The organism is Bacillus sp. FSL K6-2869 (assembly GCF_040869405.1).
GTDB classification, from domain to species: Bacteria; Bacillota; Bacilli; order Bacillales; family Bacillaceae; genus Bacillus; species Bacillus altitudinis.
The window spans coordinates 34,242-52,320 of record NZ_CP152035.1 but is presented as its reverse complement, the minus strand read 5'-3'; the positions used below and the strand labels follow the sequence as shown (position 1 = coordinate 52,320).

The window sequence follows — 18,079 nt, the reverse complement described above, 5'->3', positions numbered from 1 at the left end:
TATTCCTCCGCTTGCAAAAACAATCTACATTTTTTTGTCAAAAAATGAAACCTTCCATGCTGTTTTTGCGTCTAATTAATTAGAAAACAGTGCTTCTATTATAACCAAAAAAACAGAGGGTGCGCAAAGCCCTCTGTTCATATAAATGATTTGATGTGTTTATTTGAGCACTCTAATTTTCACTCGTTTATTTCCCCATTGATAAGCTGCCGACTTACTTGGGACGAACACATCAATTTTATTCCCTTTTATAGCAGATCCAGTGTCTGATGCAACGGCATACCCATAGCCTTCCACATACACTTTAGAGCCCAGCGGAATGACACTCGGATCTACTGCTATGACCTTTGCACCCGGATTTGCTTTTAAATTAAAGCCTGTAGACGTTCTACCCGTACATCCAGCACAGCCCGCTGTATAGGCTGTGGACGTCACATAGAACTCTTTTCCTGACGATTCATTACTTCTTGAAACCGCAGGGGACGCTTTAGGTTCTTTCTTGGACACTTGTGTACCAACGGCCACTAAACGATCCTTACTGTCTTTTGCAGTAACCTCTTTAATTAATTCTTTAGACACCACTTTGCCGTTTTCTTTCACAATGGCATAGTGCTTCTTTAATTTACCTTCTTCACCTTTTTCAAGCACCTTCTCTTTTCCTTTTTCAAGAGATCGATCCTTTTTATGTTTGGTATCAAAAGCAATTTTCTCTTCCACTACATCGGTGACTTTTTCCACCCGAGTGATCTTCACATCTGCGCTTTTTTTAGAAAGGTGACTATGTAACGCAGGTTTGATCTTATCGTGCTTCTTGAGCTTCAGCTCTTGTTGCTTTAAAAAGTCAGCGACCGTAGTCGAAGTGGTCCACACTTTCTTATCCTTTCCTCCATCGTTTAAGCTGACCTGGAAGGCCTGCTGAACCACAAGATCCATATTCTTTTTAATCTTGTCATTCTTTCCTGGAGTTACTTGATCGTGCTTCCCAATATCTATCTTCTCATTCTTCAATAATGCTCCAACCGTCTGATCTGTTGTCCATATCGTTTTCTCTTTCCCATCTAGGGTGAGATGAACCGGTATAGCCGCATCATACACAATGTTCATGTTGTCTTGAATCTTTGTATTTAGACTTGGAGAGATTTGATCCTCCGCCCTGGTCCCTATTCCAAGGTCTGAAAGCAGCTGTGCTACTGTCTCTTCATGTGTACGAATTGTCTTCTCTTTGCCATTGATTGAAATGGTAATAGACTGCTTAGTGAGCTCATGCGCACCGTAAGCCGTCCCAGTTCCAGCTAAAAGCAAGCAAGCGACTAGAAATAAAACCTTGCCTTTTCCTAGCTTGACAGAAAACAGATTTTTCATTTTTTGTACGATGAAAAACGCCTCCTTCTCCTCGGAGAGATTATATAGAGTATCTCAAAACCTGTCAACCCTTCCACCCACTGTACAAAAATGCTCGATTGTAAACCTATTATGGGAGATTTTTGGAAGGAAGGGAAGAAAGACTTATCGACAACTTATCCTATGAGGAGGCGCAAACGTGTAGAACTTTTTCGTTATGTTTCACAATTGGACAAGCTTAAACAAGGATTGACATCATATACTGTCAGTTTATACGGAAAACTTTTTTCGCATTTTCTGTTGTCAATGCAGCAAGCTCTTCAAAGCTTATTTCTCGCAATTCAGCAATTTGTTCTGCGATATATTTCACATAGCTCGGCTCATTTCGTTTCCCTCTAAATGGCGCTGGAGTTAAATACGGGCAGTCTGTCTCAATTAGAAGACGATCACTTGGAATATCCTTTACAACTTCTTTCGGTTTTTTCGCATTTTTAAATGTCACAGGTCCACCGAATGAGATATAAAAGTTCATTTCCATACATGCTTTTGCAATTTCGAGGCTGCCAGTAAAGCAGTGCATAATTCCTCCGACTTCTGCCGCTCCTTCTTCTTTTAAGATCGTCACTACATCTTCCGTAGCGTCACGGTTATGAATGATAATTGGCAGATTCACTTCTTTTGCAAGAGCAATTTGACGTCTAAAGACTTCTTTTTGCACATCTTTTGGCGACTTGTCCCAATAGTAATCTAGACCCATTTCTCCAATGGCAACAACCTTTTCATGCTGAGATAATTCTTTGATCCAAGCCAAATCTTCATCTGTCATATCAATGGCATCAACAGGATGCCAGCCGATGGCTGCATACATAAAATCATATGCTTCAATTAGCTCCATCGCTCTCGTAATGGTTGGGCGATCAAACCCGACTACCACAATCTTCTCTACCTTTTCACTTTTGGCTCTTTCAATCACCTGCTCTAAGTCTTCATTATATTGTTCAGCATTTAAATGGGCATGTGTGTCAAATAACATGGTTGATTGCTCCTTTCGACAATTCTTCTGAAAAACAAAAGGTGTTCGACGAAATGTTACACGTGGAACACCTTTGTTAAATTATAAAATTTTCGTTCCATTTGCTAGAGATTGATCTACTTCAAGAACCTGCAATTTACCACCAGTTTCTCCTGTTAAAATCATTCCCTGGGAAATTTCTCCTCTTAGTTTAACTGGTGTGAGATTCGCTACGCAGACGAGCTTCTTCCCTACCAATTCTTCTGGTTGATAATGCTTGGCAATCCCTGAGACAATTTGTCTCTTTTCAAATCCAAAATCAAGCTGAAGCTTTAAGAGACGGTCAGCTTTTTTCACTGGTGCTGCTTCCAATACTTGTGCTACACGAAGGTCAACTTTCGAAAAATCATCGAAGGCAATTTCGGCACCCAGTTCAGGTAATTCAGTTTCTTCTATTTCAACTGACTCTTCTTCTACCTTAGGCGCACTTCCTTGCATCTTCTCTTTAATGTATGCCACTTCTTCTTCAACCTCTAAACGAGGGAACAATGGCTCACCTTTTTGTACCGTCGCTTTTTGAATCGCACCGAAAGAAAGAATGCTTTCCCAGCTTTTGAGTTTCTCTTCTTCAATTCCAAGCTGGAAGAAGATTTTCTCAGGTGTTTTTGTTAAGAATGGTGTTAACAATACAGCTGTGATTCGAAGTGATTCTGCTAAATGGTACATCACAGAATGCAGTTCTTTTCGTTTTGTTTCATCCTTCGCTAATACCCAAGGAGCTGTTTGATCAATATATTTATTCGTTCTGCTGATTAATGTCCAAACATTTGAAAGAGCCACTGAGAATTCGAGGTTTTCCATCGCTTCTTCATAGGCTTTCACCGTTTGTTCGGCTACAGCTTTTAGTTCCTCATCAAACTCATTGACTGGTCCCTTATAGCTGCTTAATGTACCGTCGAAGTATTTTTGCACCATCGCCACTGTACGATTAAGCAAGTTTCCTAAATCATTGGCAAGGTCATAGTTTACACGTTCCACGAATCCTTCTGGTGTAAACACACCGTCTGCACCAAATGGTACTTCGCGTAGCAGGTAATAACGAAGAGCATCAAGACCATAGCGATCAATTAACGTAACAGGATCTACTACGTTCCCTTTTGATTTAGACATTTTGCCATCTTTCATGAGCAGCCAGCCATGTGCAAAAATTTGTTTTGGCAACGGCAGATCAAGCGCCATCAGCATAATTGGCCAGTAAATTGTATGGAATCGTACAATTTCTTTCCCGACTAGGTGTACGTTGGCAGGCCAATATTTTTTATATTTTTCATCTTGATCGGTTCCGTAGCCAATCGCTGTTAAGTAGTTGAATAACGCATCAATCCATACATAGATGACGTGCTTCGGATTATTAGGTACTTTAATGCCCCAATCAAAGGTTGTTCTTGATACAGCTAAATCCTCTAACCCCGGTTTAATGAAGTTATTAATCATTTCATTCTTTCTTGATTCAGGCTGAATGAACGACGGGTTCTTTTCGTAATAGTCTAGTAAGCGATCTGCATACTTACTCATACGGAAGAAATATGATTCCTCTTTAATCAATTCAACAGGGTGTCCACTGTCTGGGCTTTTCCCTCCAATGACTTCCCCTTTCTCATTTCGCTCAACATCAACAAGCTGTGTTTCCGTATAGAATGTTTCATCAGGAATACTGTACCAGCCCTCATATTGATCTAAATAAATATCTCCTTGATCAAGCAACTTTTGGAAGACTTGCTCAATGATTTTCGTATGTCTTTTTTCCGTTGTACGAATGAAATCATCGTTTGAAATGTCGAGTTTCTTCCATAATGATTTAATGTCAGCAACGACCGGATCTAAATACTCAATCGGTGTAATATTTTGTTCTTCAGCTTTTTGCTGAATTTTTTGTCCGTGCTCATCTGTACCCGTTAAATACATCACATCATAGCCTTGCAGACGTTTATATCGAGCCATGGCATCCCCTGCCACTGTCGTATAAGCATGTCCAATATGTAATTTTCCGCTCGGATAGTAAATTGGTGTAGTCAGATAAAACGTTTTTTTCTTTTCCGGCATGTCGGAACCTCCTGCTTGTGTGTAAATGTCAAAAACTCCCGCCCAATGGACGAGAGCGGTCATCATACTTCATTAAAATGTGTCAGATCATTTCATTATGTTTTGCACTTGTGCTTTCTCTATGATACCATCTTAGCCTTTAAGATCAAGCATATATACATAGAACAGATTGAAATGAACGAAAAAGATGAGTTTTTCGAAAAAAACGACAAACCGCTCGACATTTTGTCGAATATTGTCGTATGAAATCTATTTCCAGATTTACAATTGGCTAAATTAGGGCAAAAGTCTTGTTAATCTGTTATCGTCATTTTTCATATTTTTATAGATAAATTCTGAAAAATCCTTATACACCGGTAGTTTCAAGGTCCTTTGACTTTAAGAGTCATATTTTACAAACAATAGTAAACAAAATGATTGACGATTTATGGAAACCTTGTTATGCTAGGAATGTAAGGAATTTGTCGAATAATGACGAAGATAATATTATATTAAGAATAAGAACTTTTTGGGAGGAGAATGAAGATGAAATCTACAGGTATTGTACGTAAAGTTGACGAATTAGGACGCGTGGTGATTCCAATCGAGCTTCGCCGTACGTTAGGAATCGCAGAAAAAGACGCTTTGGAAATTTATGTTGATGATGAAAAAATTATCCTAAAAAAATATAAACCAAACATGACTTGCCAAGTAACAGGTGAAGTATCAGACGATAACCTTAAACTTGCTAATGGTAAATTAGTTCTTAGCCGTGAAGGTGCAGAGCAAATCATTAACGAAATCCAAAACCAACTTCAATCACAAAAATAAGTTTTATATAAAAAGGTTCTTGCACCGTTTGCAAGAACCTTTCTTTATTGTTCAATATGATACGCATCATAGATCGTTCGCTTTGGCACACCACGTTCGACCGCAGTACGTTTAATAGCCTCTTTTGACGTTAACCCTTCCTCTATGTAATGGATCACATGCTCTTTTTCAGATAAAGAATTCCACCAAGCTTCTTCATTCAGTTCTTCTTCATCCTGATCATTTCCTTGTACAACGAGACAGAACTCACCACGGATTTGTTGTTCTGTCACCCAGGTCAGCGCGTATTCTAAATCTCCACGAATAAACTCTTCAAATTTCTTTGTCAGTTCTCTCGTAATGGCAATATTCCGGTTCCCCCACACTTCTTTCATCACAGTCAGCGTTTCTTTTAACCGATGGGGCGCTTCATAGAAAACAATTGTTTCTTGGCGTTTCTTCAATGCTTCCAGCTGTTTTTTCTTTTCCTTTTTTTGACGATCAAGAAAACCGTAAAAGAAAAATGGCTGAGGTGCGATTCCTGACGCAATGAGCGCCGTAAGTGCTGCATTTGCACCAGGTAACGGAATGACATAGCCTCCGATGTTCGCAAAGTCGCGAACCACTTCGGCTCCTGGATCAGAGATCGTCGGTAAACCGGCATCGCTCACGAGTGCAATGTTCTTTCCTTCTTTTAACCATTCGATTAACTTATGACCACTGCTATCTTTGTTATGTTCATGATAACTCGTTAGTGGGGTATCAATTTCATAGACATGACAAAGCTTTTTCGTTTGTCTCGTATCTTCTGCGGCAATATAGTCTACATCTTTTAACGTTTGTATCGCTCGAAACGTCATATCTTCTAAGTTTCCAATCGGGGTTGGTACGAGATAAAGAATACCCATTTCTGATTGACCATCAAAGCTTTTCTGTGTCTTTTTCATGTGCCGCCTCCTTTTTGATTCGCTTTTCTTCTATATACATGTCCTTTTTTCGACGTGTCCACGTTTTGAAACGATATTCCTGTTGCATGGCTTCTCTTTTGGTTAAAAAGCATTCGTGGTAATAGAGTTCCACCGGCCGTCTAGCTCTCGTATACTTTGCACCCTTCCCACTATTATGGGCAGTCAGCCTTTTTTGTAAGTTATTTGTATACCCAGCGTACAAACTGCCATCTGCACATTTCAATACATAGAAATAATGACTATGCTTCTCCATACAGTATCGTCCTGATTTCTTTTGTATACTCTTGGTCTTCTCCATAAACAAAAAGCGGCGGGAGGATTTTCAAATCCGGTTTTCCATCTTTCATCCCTTCCACTAAAATGGTATTCGCTTCTTTTCCCTGTTTCGGATATACAAATTGAATTCGTTTTGGCTCAATTCGGTATTTCTTCATCATTTCAACAATCTCAAGCAGCCGTCCAGGGCGATGAACCATTGCCAGTTTGCCTCCTTGCTTTAGCAAAGTGGAAGAAACACGAATGACATCTTCTAATGTACAATGAATCTCATGACGTGCAATCGCCAAATACTCATTTTCATTGATTTCATCCTTAGAAGGAGTCTTAAAATATGGCGGATTACAAGTAATCACGTCTACTTTGTGGTTTCCGTACCGTTTAGGCATATCATTTAAATCACCATGGATCAACTCAATCTGCTGCTCCAGTTGATTATGCGCCACACTTCTCTTTGCCATATCAAACAGACGTTCTTGAATTTCAACCCCTGTAATAGAGGCTTTAGATCTCGTCGAAAGCAGCAATGGAACGATGCCATTTCCCGTACAAAGATCAATAATCTCCCCTTTTTGAATCGGCACATACGCAAATTTTGCTAATAACACTGCATCCAATGAAAAGGCGAACACCGTTTTACTTTGAATAATTTTCATATCTTCTGCAAGCAAGTAGTCTAAACGTTCATCTTCTCTTAACGAAACCATGATGTATCCTTTCTTTTCCTGTGAAAAAGGCTCCCGATTCAGCGGAAGCCTTTTCTCATTTTTTATTTAAAAATGACAGACAGAACAAACAGTCTCCCTCTTTCCGAATGCTCCCATAATGTACATTACAAATATGGAAGCCCTCCTGATATAAACGAGCTAGGTTATCATGACCTTCTCCTATATCAGAATGACTTGGCTTCTGGGCAGAATCATGCTCTGCCTCAGACGGTTTATCTCGATCGGATTGATCCAGACGTTCACGCAAGTGCTGATTCTCCATCTGCAGCTGATGATTTTCTTCAATCACTTCACCAATATGATTTTTCAAATCACCTAGCTGGCGATAAAGAGAACCGATTTGTTCTTCTAAATTAATCACCGTATCAAATAGTTCCTTTTTATCCAAGGTGGCACACCTCGTTACTCAGTTGTTTGTGCAGATACAACGCCTTCTTGTATTAATTCTTCCCAAGTATATTCTATCACTTTTTCTTGCCCGGTTAATTCAACTTGCAAAATTCGTTCTAAAATATTAAGCCCTACTACCTTTGCAGAGCCATTAGACGTCTGAATCGTTTCACCGATGTCCGGTAATTGTTCTTTTGCTGTTTCGTACTCATCATTCTCATATTTCAAGCAGCACATCAAACGACCGCAAAGCCCTGAAATTTTGGTAGGGTTTAACGAGAGGTTTTGATCTTTTGCCATTTTAATGGACACAGGTTCAAAATCTCCTAAGAAAGTTGAACAGCAAAGCATACGGCCACACGGACCAATGCCGCCTAGCATTTTCGCCTCGTCTCTTACACCGATTTGACGAAGTTCAATTCTCGTCTTGAAGATAGATGCAAGGTCCTTGACCAGCTCACGGAAATCTACTCTGCCATCCGCTGTAAAATAGAAGATGACCTTGTTGCGGTCGAATGTAAATTCGACATCGACCAGCTTCATTTCTAGGCCGTGTTCACTTACTTTCTGAAGACATGTGTCAAAGGCTGCCATCGCTGCTTCTTTGTTCTCCTCAACGATGAGCCGGTCTCGTTCGTCTGCGACGCGAATCACCTTACGCAAAGGGAGAACCACATCGTGTTCATCTACTTTTTTATTGGCGATGACCACTTGCCCGTACTCAACACCTCTAACCGTTTCTACAATGACACAACTATCATTTTCTATATGAAATCCATTAGGATCGAAATAATAGATTTTGCCCGCTTTTTTAAAGCGAACACCAATTACGTTGTACAAGCTTATCCCTCCTGCAACATCAACACCAATTGCTCCATTAGCCCTTGGGCATTCACGTTGGATTGAAGTCTCTTTTTCGCTTCTAATACAGCAAGGATCTGATTCGTCACCATTTGCTGTGTGGAATGCAGCGCGTGCTGCTTTATTGTCTGGAATAAGTCTTGATAAATGACTTTATCTTCATTTCCTATTTGAATCGACAATACATCACGATATATAAATAAAAGCATATCAAGACCAGTTTCTTGAAGGTCTTTCTCTTTGAAAAAAGGCATCCATTGATCTTGTATATAAAAAAATGCATGTTCTTTTCGCTGGTGTAAGACTTCATACAATTTTATCACTTTCGCTCTAGACTCTGCAAACTGATCATTTCGACTTAATTCGAGTGCTTCTGCTAAATTATTGGTTAAATTCGACAAAAGCCTTGCGAGATCCTGAGACACGCCTTCTTGTAAAAGCTGCTGCTCCAAAGATTGCGGCTGCAGCGGCTGAAAGCTAAGCATCTGACATCTTGAAATAATCGTATCCAGCATTTTATGCGATTGTTCAGTGATTAAAATTGCCATCGTTTCCCGGTTGGGCTCCTCTAGGAACTTTAATAAACTGTTCGCAGCATTGACCGTCATTTTGTCCGCATGGAGAATGATATACATTTTCCGATGCGATTCTACGCCTGCTTTTGTAAATTCCTCCTGCAAAGCCTGCACTTGCGCCTTCTTAATTGATTGACCGTCAGGCTGCACTAGATGTAAATCTGGATGGTTGCCAGACTGAATTCTTTTGCAGTTTTGACAGGACTCGCATGGTTTCACTCCTGCTTCCAAACAAAAAAAGCTCTTCGCTAAAAGCATCGCAGCATCTAGCTTTCCTGTCCCTTTTTTTCCTTCAAATAAGTAAGCATGAGCCAGTCGGTCTTTATCAATACTATTAAAAATCAGCCGCATGACGCGCGGCTGTAGATCATTCATGTCATCCCAGCTAATTGCCATGTTATCACTCTCTATGTGTAAAGGTTAATCAATAAACCTTTTATTTCTCCAATACGTTCAAGCAAATCAATCGAGGGTTTCTCTTGATTCATCATATCCTCTGTTAACTCAATCAGCTTTTCATCTAATGCTTTGACTAAAGCGAGTGTTCGTGTGTTGCCATAAATGTCAAAGCTCCTTGATGTCTCTATATTTAATCCATTATCGACTGTTTCTTTTACAAAGCGTTTCACAAGTCCTTTAAACCTAGCCAAATCTTTAAGGTTTCGTGACTTTGTCAGTTTTTTGCCGAAGACTTCGATATCGCTCAGCATGACTGTCAGCTGCTCTAAACGCATTTTACCGCTTTGTGTCTCCATCGATGATTTAAACGATGCTGAAGTTTGGCTTCCTTTCATCGCTTGAAGTTCACGCTTTTCTAAAAGCAGCCGCATATCTTGATTAATTTTCACAGCAACCCATCCTTAAAATTGATGAAATTGTTCAACTGGCAGAATAAAGACGGTAGCTCCACCAACTTCAACCTCAACAGGGTATGGTACATATGAATCTGCATTTCCACCCATTGGTGATACAGGCGCGATCATTTGATCACGTTTACGGCAATTTTCCTTGATTAGCTGTAACGCTTTATCCACTCGGACATCATCACAACCAATGATAAAAGTCGTATTCCCAGACTTTAGAAATCCACCAGTCGAAGCTAATTTTGTCACGCCGAATTGATGTTCGGTCAATATTTTCAATAACTTGCTGCTATCTTGATCCTGTACAACGGCAACAATTAATTTCATTTGATTGGCCTCCTTCATTTTAGGCACAGGTGACATGCCGATGTCTTCCTCTATATTATAACAACGATTGGGAATGAGGTCATATTTGATTTTTCTTTAATGTGTCCTGAATCAGCTGAAACACTTCATTAAAGACATCCTGAACAGGCTGAGACGCATCTACTACACGGAATCGTTCTGGTGATTGCGCAATCAGCAGCTCATATCCTTCTCTGACCATTTGATGAAAATTCAATGTTTCCATGTCTAATCGATTTTTTTCTCTTCCTTGATTGGCATCAATTCGCTTTAGACCTTCCTCTGGTGTAATGGAAAAGTAAATGGTCATTTGCGGCATCGTGCCATCAATGGCAAAATCATTAATGGATTTGACTTCTTCAATCCCAAGCCCTCTCGCATAGCCCTGATAAGCAAGGGAGCTGTCGACAAAACGATCACATAAAACAGTTTCCCCCCGCTTCAATGCCGGTTCTACTTTTTCAGCCAAATGCTGCCTTCTAGCTGCTGCATAAAGCAATGCCTCTGTTTTTGCGTCCATTTTTGTATTTTTTTCATTTAAAATGACTTCACGAATTTGCTCTGCAATGTCGATGCCTCCAGGCTCACGTGTCGCCATCACTGCATATCCTTGACGTTCCATTTCTTCGTACACTTTTCGAATCACTGTCGTTTTTCCAGCACCCTCCGGTCCTTCAAACGTAATAAACATACCGCTCATAGTGTCTCCTCTTCTATATAAACATATAATTTTCTCTGGTGAATCACCTGACTTGCTTGCACATGAACTTGATGCCCAAGCAAACGGCTTAACGTCGCAATTTGATCTGATTCAATCGGTTCTCCTTTAATCATCAAAGGAATGCCAGGCGGATAGGGAATGACCGATTCTGCACTAATCCGGCCAGTTGCTTTTTCGAATGGAACAGCTTCTACATCTCGCTTTTGCTGATCGTCCTCTAAGAAGAGTGATCCCGTTTGAGGCTCTTTTTTTACAAGCAATGAATCACTTTGCTGAAGAGCCTGCTCTATAGCTGTAAAAGGAACGTCCTTTGTCTGTCCTAGACCAAAAACGAGTAAGACTTGATGTTCATCCGCAAGTTCTGGGTGAACCTCCACCGACTCAAGCACCTTTTTGAGTTCATAGCCTGTCAGCCCTTTTGTTGAACGAATGATACATTTTAATGGATCCATAGATAAAGAGTCAGACTCAACCACTTCGAGATTGGAGATCATATTGAACTGTGCTTTCAGCTTTGCCAAGTCTCTCATGATTTCGTCCATTAACCCTTTTCCCTTCAACTCCTCCACATAAGCTCTCGCCACATCTAACGAAGCCATAATTGGATAGGAAGGTGAACTGCTTTGAAGCATCGTTAATAAAGTCTTCATCCGCTTCACATCAATTCGGTCTCCTTGAAGATGGAGATAAGACCCCATCGTCATTGCCGGAAGGGTTTTATGTGCTGATTGTACCACCACGTCTGCTCCATAGGAAAGGGCAGAAGGAGGAAAGGCACCGCCTAATACAAAATGAGCACCATGTGCCTCATCAACCAATACAATGATGCCAGCTTCATGACACATTTGAATGAGCCCTGATAAATCAGCTGCATGTCCGTAGTAGTTCGGATATGTCAAAACGATTGCCCGGCAGTTAGGATGTGTCGCCATAGCTTGTTTGACTGTTCCCTCCGTCACATGAGTTGGGACGTGCAAGTGCGGATCACTCTCAGTTTCTAACATAATAGGCGTCGCTCCCGCAAGCTCAATCGCATGGAACACAGACTTATGACAATTTCGCTGAACGAAAATGCCCTCCCCAGCCTGACACGCAGACATCACCATCGCCAAATTGCCAACGGTTGTGCCATTCACAAGGAAAAAACTTTGTTTAGCTCCATATAGCTTTGCCAATAAATCCTCTGCCTCTTGAATCACCCCAGTCGGATGGTGAAGATCATCTAGACCTTCAAGTTCTGTCACATCCAGCTGAAGAATGGATGCATAATAGGACCGTGCCTCATCAAAAAAGACATCTCCATTGTGATGTCCCGGAACGTGAAAAGAATAGGGCTTCTTTTCCGCATGTTGTGATAATGCTGTATATAAAGGTGTTTTCAAACAAATCGACCCTTTTCACTTAAACGATATCTTATATCTATTATAACGTTCAAACAAGTGAACTGAAAGATGGATTCTCATTCCTTTATTGGTTTATGATTCACCAGCTTCTGCTCTGCCTCATGCATGCTACTTTTTAATTGAGCTCGTTCTTGGCTCCCATGTTCTTTTACCTGCAACGTTTCCTGCAATGTTTCGGCCAATTGGCGCTGAACCTTTTTCAACGTATCTATAGGCGTTAAGGATGCATCTTCAAGCAGCTGTCCTTGCTGCTTCGATACCTGTTCATATGTTTGCTGGATACGCTGCTCAAGCGCTGAATTGGCTCGCTGCTGAATATGATTGAACGCAATCGATATTTGGTTGATCCATAAAGGAATTGATGCGGAAACAGTTGATTGAATATGATTGGCTAATGTATGGTTTGTATGCTGAATCATTCGAATTTGGGCATTACATTGCAGTGCGATTTGACGGCTCAACAACAAATCATACTTCCGTTCTTTTAATCTCTCCATATATTCTTCTTCATCGACTTCCCGACTCATCAATTGTTTCTCTAATGTCCGATCATGTGACTGTGATTCTGTTAGGGCATGTTGCTCTAACAGCGACAATTTTGCTTCAACTGCTGCAACCTGTAACGTCATCTCTTGAAAGTATGATTGATTTTCTTCAAATAAACGCTCCAATAACTTATGGTCCGAAATTAACACGCCTCTTGCGTAACGAAGCCTTGCTGACAATCTCTCTATCTGTGCTTCTGCTTGTTTAAAACGAGATATGATCTCCTGAGTAGAACGCTTTTCTCGCTGAAATAACCTTAAAAAAAAGCCTCGCTTCTTTGGCAATAAATCCTCTGGCTCCACTAAATGCAGTTGCTGTAAAAAAGCTTCTAGAACGTCTCCGATTTGGTCAATATCTTTTTTCTCCACATATTGCATCATTTGTTTTGATTGTTCTAACAATCGTTCCTGCACACGTGTGCCATAGAAAAGAAGTTTTTGTGGATGGTCAGGGATCTTCTCAGCTCGCTGTAGCGCCTCCTGCTTTTCCTCATCAGATAAGGTATCAAACACCCGAAACGGAAGATCTGTAGTAGATGGGGCTGGTGGTATGACTGGATCTTCTGGTTTCATCGAGTTTGACTCCTTTCATGTCTATTTTTTAATCATTTTATCGGCCACTTCCAGTTCAATATGAAGTGCTTCTATATCTCTTCCTAAAACTTGCTGTAAATCATTCGTTAATTGCTTTTGCAGTTCAGTCAGCGTGACTCGAGTTTGGCTTAATGTCATTTCAAGCTCATGGCTACGATTCGGCTGATTATACAGCAGTGCATATTTCTCAGTTAATTCAACAACAGAATCCAAACTCTCAAAATAAAACCGCTGTGCATCATAAAACCGGTTCGGTTCCTTTTTTGTTATCGTATAGATGCGTCGTGCAAGCCGAAGAATTTCATAATTATGCTTGATCGTCTGTACGTTCTTCACAGCAAATAAAGCTTTCTTCAAACGAACCAGCTTTTGCCCAGCTTCTTTTAAGTGCTGTTTAATATATACATAATCACTGCGAGACAGTCCATGTTTCTTCAAAAACAACTGGAAGGCAGCCCATCGGCTTCCTGCAAACATCACACTCCACCCAATCATCGCATACAGTATCGACAATCCAACATGATGATGGAAAACACCAATACTGACAGTTAAAATCACCAGCGAAAAAAGAGTAGAGAGAACGGCCCATACAAATGTGTAAAAAATTGATTTCATGTTCATCGACTCCTATGAATAATCAGGCTCTCTGTTTATCTTATTATTTATTACGGTTGATGTCCAAACTAAGTTCCAAAAAACAGGCCCAATCCCCGATTGCCCATAAAAAAAGACCATCTAATGGTCTATGAATACAAAGGCGGCGTATGAAGATTTTTAAGCTTTCTTACATAATCAGCATAACTAGGATCCGAGGTTGATGTAGAAATTAACTTCAGTTCACAATCTCGGCATAAAAACTGATGATATAAATAAATTCCCTTTGTTTTTTTCTCTTCACAAATCAAACAAATTGCTTCTCGCTCTTTTTTGCTCATTGTGACACCTCCACTTATAGCTTCAGTATGCCCTAGCGCTTTCAATTGTATACAAAATTAAGAATGTTTTAGATGATAGTTTAGTATATGTATCCATGCCAGATCGAGTGTTTGTTCCTTTTTTAAAATACAAAAAAGACCAGTTCCGACTGGAACTGATCCTTTGAAAAGCTTGGCGGCGTCCTACTCTCACAGGGGGAAACCCCCAACTACCATCGGCGCTGAAGAGCTTAACTTCCGTGTTCGGTATGGGAACGGGTGTGACCTCTTCGCTATCGCCACCAAACCTGATGGAGAGAATGTTCTCTCAAAACTAGATAACAATGTTCATTTTTCACATTAGAATATAGGTTAAGTCCTCGATCTATTAGTATCTGTCAGCTCCACGTGTCACCACGCTTCCACCTCAGACCTATCAACCTGATCATCTTTCAGGGATCTTACTTCCTTGCGGAATGGGAAATCTCATCTTGAGGGGGGCTTCATGCTTAGATGCTTTCAGCACTTATCCCGTCCGCACATAGCTACCCAGCGATGCCCTTGGCAGAACAACTGGTACACCAGCGGTGCGTCCATCCCGGTCCTCTCGTACTAAGGACAGCTCCTCTCAAATTTCCTGCGCCCGCGACGGATAGGGACCGAACTGTCTCACGACGTTCTGAACCCAGCTCGCGTACCGCTTTAATGGGCGAACAGCCCAACCCTTGGGACCGACTACAGCCCCAGGATGCGATGAGCCGACATCGAGGTGCCAAACCTCCCCGTCGATGTGGACTCTTGGGGGAGATAAGCCTGTTATCCCCGGGGTAGCTTTTATCCGTTGAGCGATGGCCCTTCCATGCGGAACCACCGGATCACTAAGCCCGACTTTCGTCCCTGCTCGACTTGTAGGTCTCGCAGTCAAGCTCCCTTGTGCCTTTACACTCTGCGAATGATTTCCAACCATTCTGAGGGAACCTTTGGGCGCCTCCGTTACATTTTAGGAGGCGACCGCCCCAGTCAAACTGCCCACCTGACACTGTCTCCCTGCCCGATAAGGGCAGCGGGTTAGAAGGTCAATACAGCCAGGGTAGTATCCCACCGATGCCTCCACCGAAGCTAGCGCTCCGGTTTCCAAGGCTCCTACCTATCCTGTACAAGCTGTACCAACATTCAATATCAGGCTGCAGTAAAGCTCCACGGGGTCTTTCCGTCCTGTCGCGGGTAACCTGCATCTTCACAGGTACTATAATTTCACCGAGTCTCTCGTTGAGACAGTGCCCAGATCGTTGCGCCTTTCGTGCGGGTCGGAACTTACCCGACAAGGAATTTCGCTACCTTAGGACCGTTATAGTTACGGCCGCCGTTTACTGGGGCTTCAATTCGCACCTTCGCTTACGCTAAGCGCTCCTCTTAACCTTCCAGCACCGGGCAGGCGTCAGCCCCTATACTTCGCCTTACGGCTTCGCAGAGACCTGTGTTTTTGCTAAACAGTCGCCTGGGCCTATTCACTGCGGCTTCTCGGGGCTTTAACACCCTAAGAAGCACCCCTTCTCCCGAAGTTACGGGGTCATTTTGCCGAGTTCCTTAACGAGAGTTCTCTCGATCACCTTAGGATTCTCTCCTCGCCTACCTGTGTCGGTTTGCGGTACGGGCACCTCTCACCTCGCTAGAGGCTTTTCTTGGCAGTGTGGAATCAGGAACTTCGCTACTAAATTTCGCTCGCCATCACAGCTCAGCCTTCACGGGAAACGGATTTGCCTATTTCCCAGCCTAACTGCTTGGACGCGGATATCCAATACCGCGCTTACCCTATCCTCCTGCGTCCCCCCATTGCTCAAATGGTGAGGAGGTGGTACAGGAATATCAACCTGTTGTCCATCGCCTACGCCTTTCGGCCTCGGCTTAGGTCCCGACTAACCCTGAGCGGACGAGCCTTCCTCAGGAAACCTTAGGCATTCGGTGGACGGGATTCTCACCCGTCTTTCGCTACTCATACCGGCATTCTCACTTCTAAGCGCTCCACCAGTCCTTCCGGTCTGACTTCACTGCACTTAGAACGCTCTCCTACCACTGTTCGTAAGAACAGTCCGCAGCTTCGGTGATACGTTTAGCCCCGGTACATTTTCGGCGCAGAGTCACTCGACCAGTGAGCTATTACGCACTCTTTAAATGGTGGCTGCTTCTAAGCCAACATCCTGGTTGTCTAAGCAACTCCACATCCTTTTCCACTTAACGTATACTTTGGGACCTTAGCTGGCGGTCTGGGCTGTTTCCCTTTCGACTACGGATCTTATCACTCGCAGTCTGACTCCCAAGGATAAGTCATCGGCATTCGGAGTTTGACTGAATTCGGTAACCCGGTAGGGGCCCCTAGTCCAATCAGTGCTCTACCTCCGAGACTCTTACCTTGAGGCTAGCCCTAAAGCTATTTCGGAGAGAACCAGCTATCTCCAGGTTCGATTGGCATTTCACCCCTACCCACACCTCATCCCCGCACTTTTCAACGTGCGTGGGTTCGGGCCTCCATTCAGTGTTACCTGAACTTCACCCTGGACATGGGTAGATCACCTGGTTTCGGGTCTACGACCACGTACTCATGCGCCCTATTCAGACTCGCTTTCGCTGCGGCTCCGCATCTTCTGCTTAACCTTGCACGGGATCGTAACTCGCCGGTTCATTCTACAAAAGGCACGCCATCACCCGTTAACGGGCTCTGACTACTTGTAGGCACACGGTTTCAGGATCTATTTCACTCCCCTTCCGGGGTGCTTTTCACCTTTCCCTCACGGTACTGGTTCACTATCGGTCACTAGGGAGTATTTAGCCTTGGGAGATGGTCCTCCCGGATTCCGACGGAATTTCACGTGTTCCGCCGTACTCAGGATCCACTCTGGAGAGAACAACATTTCAGTTACAGGGCTGTTACCTTCTTTGGCGGGCCTTTCCAGACCTCTTCGCTTATATCGTTCCTTTGTAACTCCGTATAGAGTGTCCTACAACCCCAAGAGGCAAGCCTCTTGGTTTGGGCTGTTCCCGTTTCGCTCGCCGCTACTCAGGGAATCGCATTTGCTTTCTCTTCCTCCGGGTACTTAGATGTTTCAGTTCCCCGGGTATGCCTTCTCATACTCTATGTATTCAAGTATGGATACTACTCCATTACGAGCAGTGGGTTTCCCCATTCGGAAATCTCCGGATCAAAGCTTGCTTACAGCTCCCCGAAGCATATCGGTGTTCGTCCCGTCCTTCATCGGCTCCTAGTGCCAAGGCATCCACCGTGCGCCCTTTCTAACTTAACCATTTCTTACTTTAGAAAGAATCACTATGTGTGATGAACTTTGCATTGCATTCAATGTGAATGTATTACTTATTGTTATCTAGTTTTCAAAGAACACGTTGGTGGAGCCTAGCGGGATCGAACCGCTGACCTCCTGCGTGCAAGGCAGGCGCTCTCCCAGCTGAGCTAAGGCCCCGATTTAATAGAAGATGGTGGGCCTGAGTGGACTCGAACCACCGACCTCACGCTTATCAGGCGTGCGCTCTAACCAGCTGAGCTACAGGCCCATCTTTCATATCGAAGATATGATGTTGTAGGATCTTTTGCAAGTTCCTTCAAAACTAAACAAGAGGAAAAACGTACGCTGCTCCATA

The 18,079-nt window shown here is 42.6% G+C and carries 17 protein-coding genes, 2 tRNA genes and 2 rRNA genes; 1 reads left to right on the top strand and 20 read right to left on the bottom strand.

Annotated elements, in window-relative coordinates:
* Positions 1–159: 159 nt before the first annotated feature.
* The 3 genes from MHI58_RS00270 to metG all read right to left on the bottom strand — a co-directional run bounded on the left by MHI58_RS00270 (position 160) and on the right by metG (position 4,456).
* Positions 160–1,362, bottom strand: a complete 1,203-nt coding sequence (locus MHI58_RS00270) for a ubiquitin-like domain-containing protein (protein ID WP_368004351.1) — start codon at positions 1,360–1,362, stop codon at positions 160–162.
* A gap of 244 nt (positions 1,363–1,606) precedes the next feature.
* Positions 1,607–2,374, bottom strand: coding sequence for a TatD family hydrolase (locus MHI58_RS00265; protein WP_017359325.1), 768 nt, complete (start codon positions 2,372–2,374; stop codon positions 1,607–1,609).
* An 81-nt stretch (positions 2,375–2,455) separates the two neighbouring features.
* Positions 2,456–4,456 (bottom strand): methionine--tRNA ligase, encoded by a 2,001-nt coding sequence (gene metG / locus MHI58_RS00260; protein ID WP_041506541.1) that lies wholly within the window; start codon positions 4,454–4,456, stop codon positions 2,456–2,458.
* Between the two features lie 519 nt (positions 4,457–4,975).
* On the opposite strand from metG, the gene MHI58_RS00255 reads away from it, so the two are divergent.
* Positions 4,976–5,266, top strand: a complete 291-nt coding sequence (locus tag MHI58_RS00255; RefSeq protein WP_087975202.1) for an AbrB/MazE/SpoVT family DNA-binding domain-containing protein — start codon at positions 4,976–4,978, stop codon at positions 5,264–5,266.
* A gap of 44 nt (positions 5,267–5,310) precedes the next feature.
* On the opposite strand, the gene rsmI is transcribed toward MHI58_RS00255, so the two are convergent.
* The 17 genes from rsmI to MHI58_RS00170 form a co-directional block, all read right to left on the bottom strand.
* Entirely contained in the window at positions 5,311–6,192 is an 882-nt protein-coding gene (gene rsmI / locus MHI58_RS00250) for a 16S rRNA (cytidine(1402)-2'-O)-methyltransferase (protein WP_045035085.1), read from the bottom strand.
* A complete protein-coding gene (locus MHI58_RS00245) occupies positions 6,167–6,466 on the bottom strand; it encodes a GIY-YIG nuclease family protein (RefSeq protein ID WP_024719353.1) in 300 nt (99 codons plus the stop codon). Before MHI58_RS00245 ends, rsmI begins: the two co-directional genes overlap by 26 nt.
* Positions 6,453–7,196 (bottom strand): tRNA1(Val) (adenine(37)-N6)-methyltransferase, encoded by a 744-nt coding sequence (locus tag MHI58_RS00240; RefSeq protein ID WP_017359328.1) that lies wholly within the window; start codon positions 7,194–7,196, stop codon positions 6,453–6,455. The genes MHI58_RS00245 and MHI58_RS00240 overlap by 14 nt, the downstream gene beginning before the upstream one ends.
* Positions 7,197–7,251: 55 nt before the next feature.
* Positions 7,252–7,605 carry a DNA replication initiation control protein YabA gene (gene yabA, locus MHI58_RS00235; protein WP_045035084.1) on the bottom strand — a complete coding sequence of 118 codons (354 nt, stop codon included), beginning with the start codon at positions 7,603–7,605 and terminating at the stop codon, positions 7,252–7,254.
* A gap of 14 nt (positions 7,606–7,619) precedes the next feature.
* The gene (locus tag MHI58_RS00230; RefSeq protein WP_024719352.1) at positions 7,620–8,447 is read right to left on the bottom strand and encodes a stage 0 sporulation family protein; all 828 of its coding nucleotides are present in this window, start codon (positions 8,445–8,447) and stop codon (positions 7,620–7,622) included.
* 2 nt (positions 8,448–8,449) lie between these two features.
* Complete coding sequence (holB, locus tag MHI58_RS00225) at positions 8,450–9,439, bottom strand: DNA polymerase III subunit delta' (RefSeq protein ID WP_045035083.1); 990 nt, start codon at positions 9,437–9,439, stop codon at positions 8,450–8,452.
* Positions 9,440–9,450: 11 nt separating this feature from the next.
* Positions 9,451–9,891 (bottom strand): YaaR family protein, encoded by a 441-nt coding sequence (locus MHI58_RS00220; protein WP_008341898.1) that lies wholly within the window; start codon positions 9,889–9,891, stop codon positions 9,451–9,453.
* A 12-nt stretch (positions 9,892–9,903) separates the two neighbouring features.
* Positions 9,904–10,233: a cyclic-di-AMP receptor gene (locus MHI58_RS00215; protein WP_012008640.1), complete on the bottom strand. Its 330-nt coding sequence runs from the start codon at positions 10,231–10,233 to the stop codon at positions 9,904–9,906.
* Between the two features lie 79 nt (positions 10,234–10,312).
* The gene (gene tmk, locus MHI58_RS00210) at positions 10,313–10,951 is read right to left on the bottom strand and encodes a dTMP kinase (RefSeq protein WP_007496237.1); all 639 of its coding nucleotides are present in this window, start codon (positions 10,949–10,951) and stop codon (positions 10,313–10,315) included.
* Positions 10,948–12,354, bottom strand: a complete 1,407-nt coding sequence (locus MHI58_RS00205; RefSeq protein WP_045035082.1) for an aminotransferase class I/II-fold pyridoxal phosphate-dependent enzyme — start codon at positions 12,352–12,354, stop codon at positions 10,948–10,950. The genes tmk and MHI58_RS00205 overlap by 4 nt, the downstream gene beginning before the upstream one ends.
* A 77-nt stretch (positions 12,355–12,431) precedes the next feature.
* A complete protein-coding gene (locus tag MHI58_RS00200; protein WP_045035081.1) occupies positions 12,432–13,493 on the bottom strand; it encodes a toxic anion resistance protein in 1,062 nt (353 codons plus the stop codon).
* 21 nt (positions 13,494–13,514) lie between these two features.
* Positions 13,515–14,129: a 5-bromo-4-chloroindolyl phosphate hydrolysis family protein gene (locus tag MHI58_RS00195; RefSeq protein WP_045035080.1), complete on the bottom strand. Its 615-nt coding sequence runs from the start codon at positions 14,127–14,129 to the stop codon at positions 13,515–13,517.
* Between the two features lie 128 nt (positions 14,130–14,257).
* On the bottom strand, positions 14,258–14,449 hold the full coding sequence (locus MHI58_RS00190; RefSeq protein WP_045035079.1) for a sigma factor G inhibitor Gin: 192 nt from the start codon (positions 14,447–14,449) through the stop codon (positions 14,258–14,260).
* Between the two features lie 170 nt (positions 14,450–14,619).
* A 5S ribosomal RNA gene (gene rrf, locus MHI58_RS00185) occupies positions 14,620–14,735 on the bottom strand.
* A 61-nt stretch (positions 14,736–14,796) separates the two neighbouring features.
* A 23S ribosomal RNA gene (locus tag MHI58_RS00180) occupies positions 14,797–17,727 on the bottom strand.
* Positions 17,728–17,825: 98 nt separating this feature from the next.
* A tRNA-Ala gene (locus tag MHI58_RS00175) sits at positions 17,826–17,901 on the bottom strand.
* Between the two features lie 14 nt (positions 17,902–17,915).
* Positions 17,916–17,992, bottom strand: a tRNA-Ile gene (locus tag MHI58_RS00170).
* Positions 17,993–18,079 lie beyond the last annotated feature (87 nt).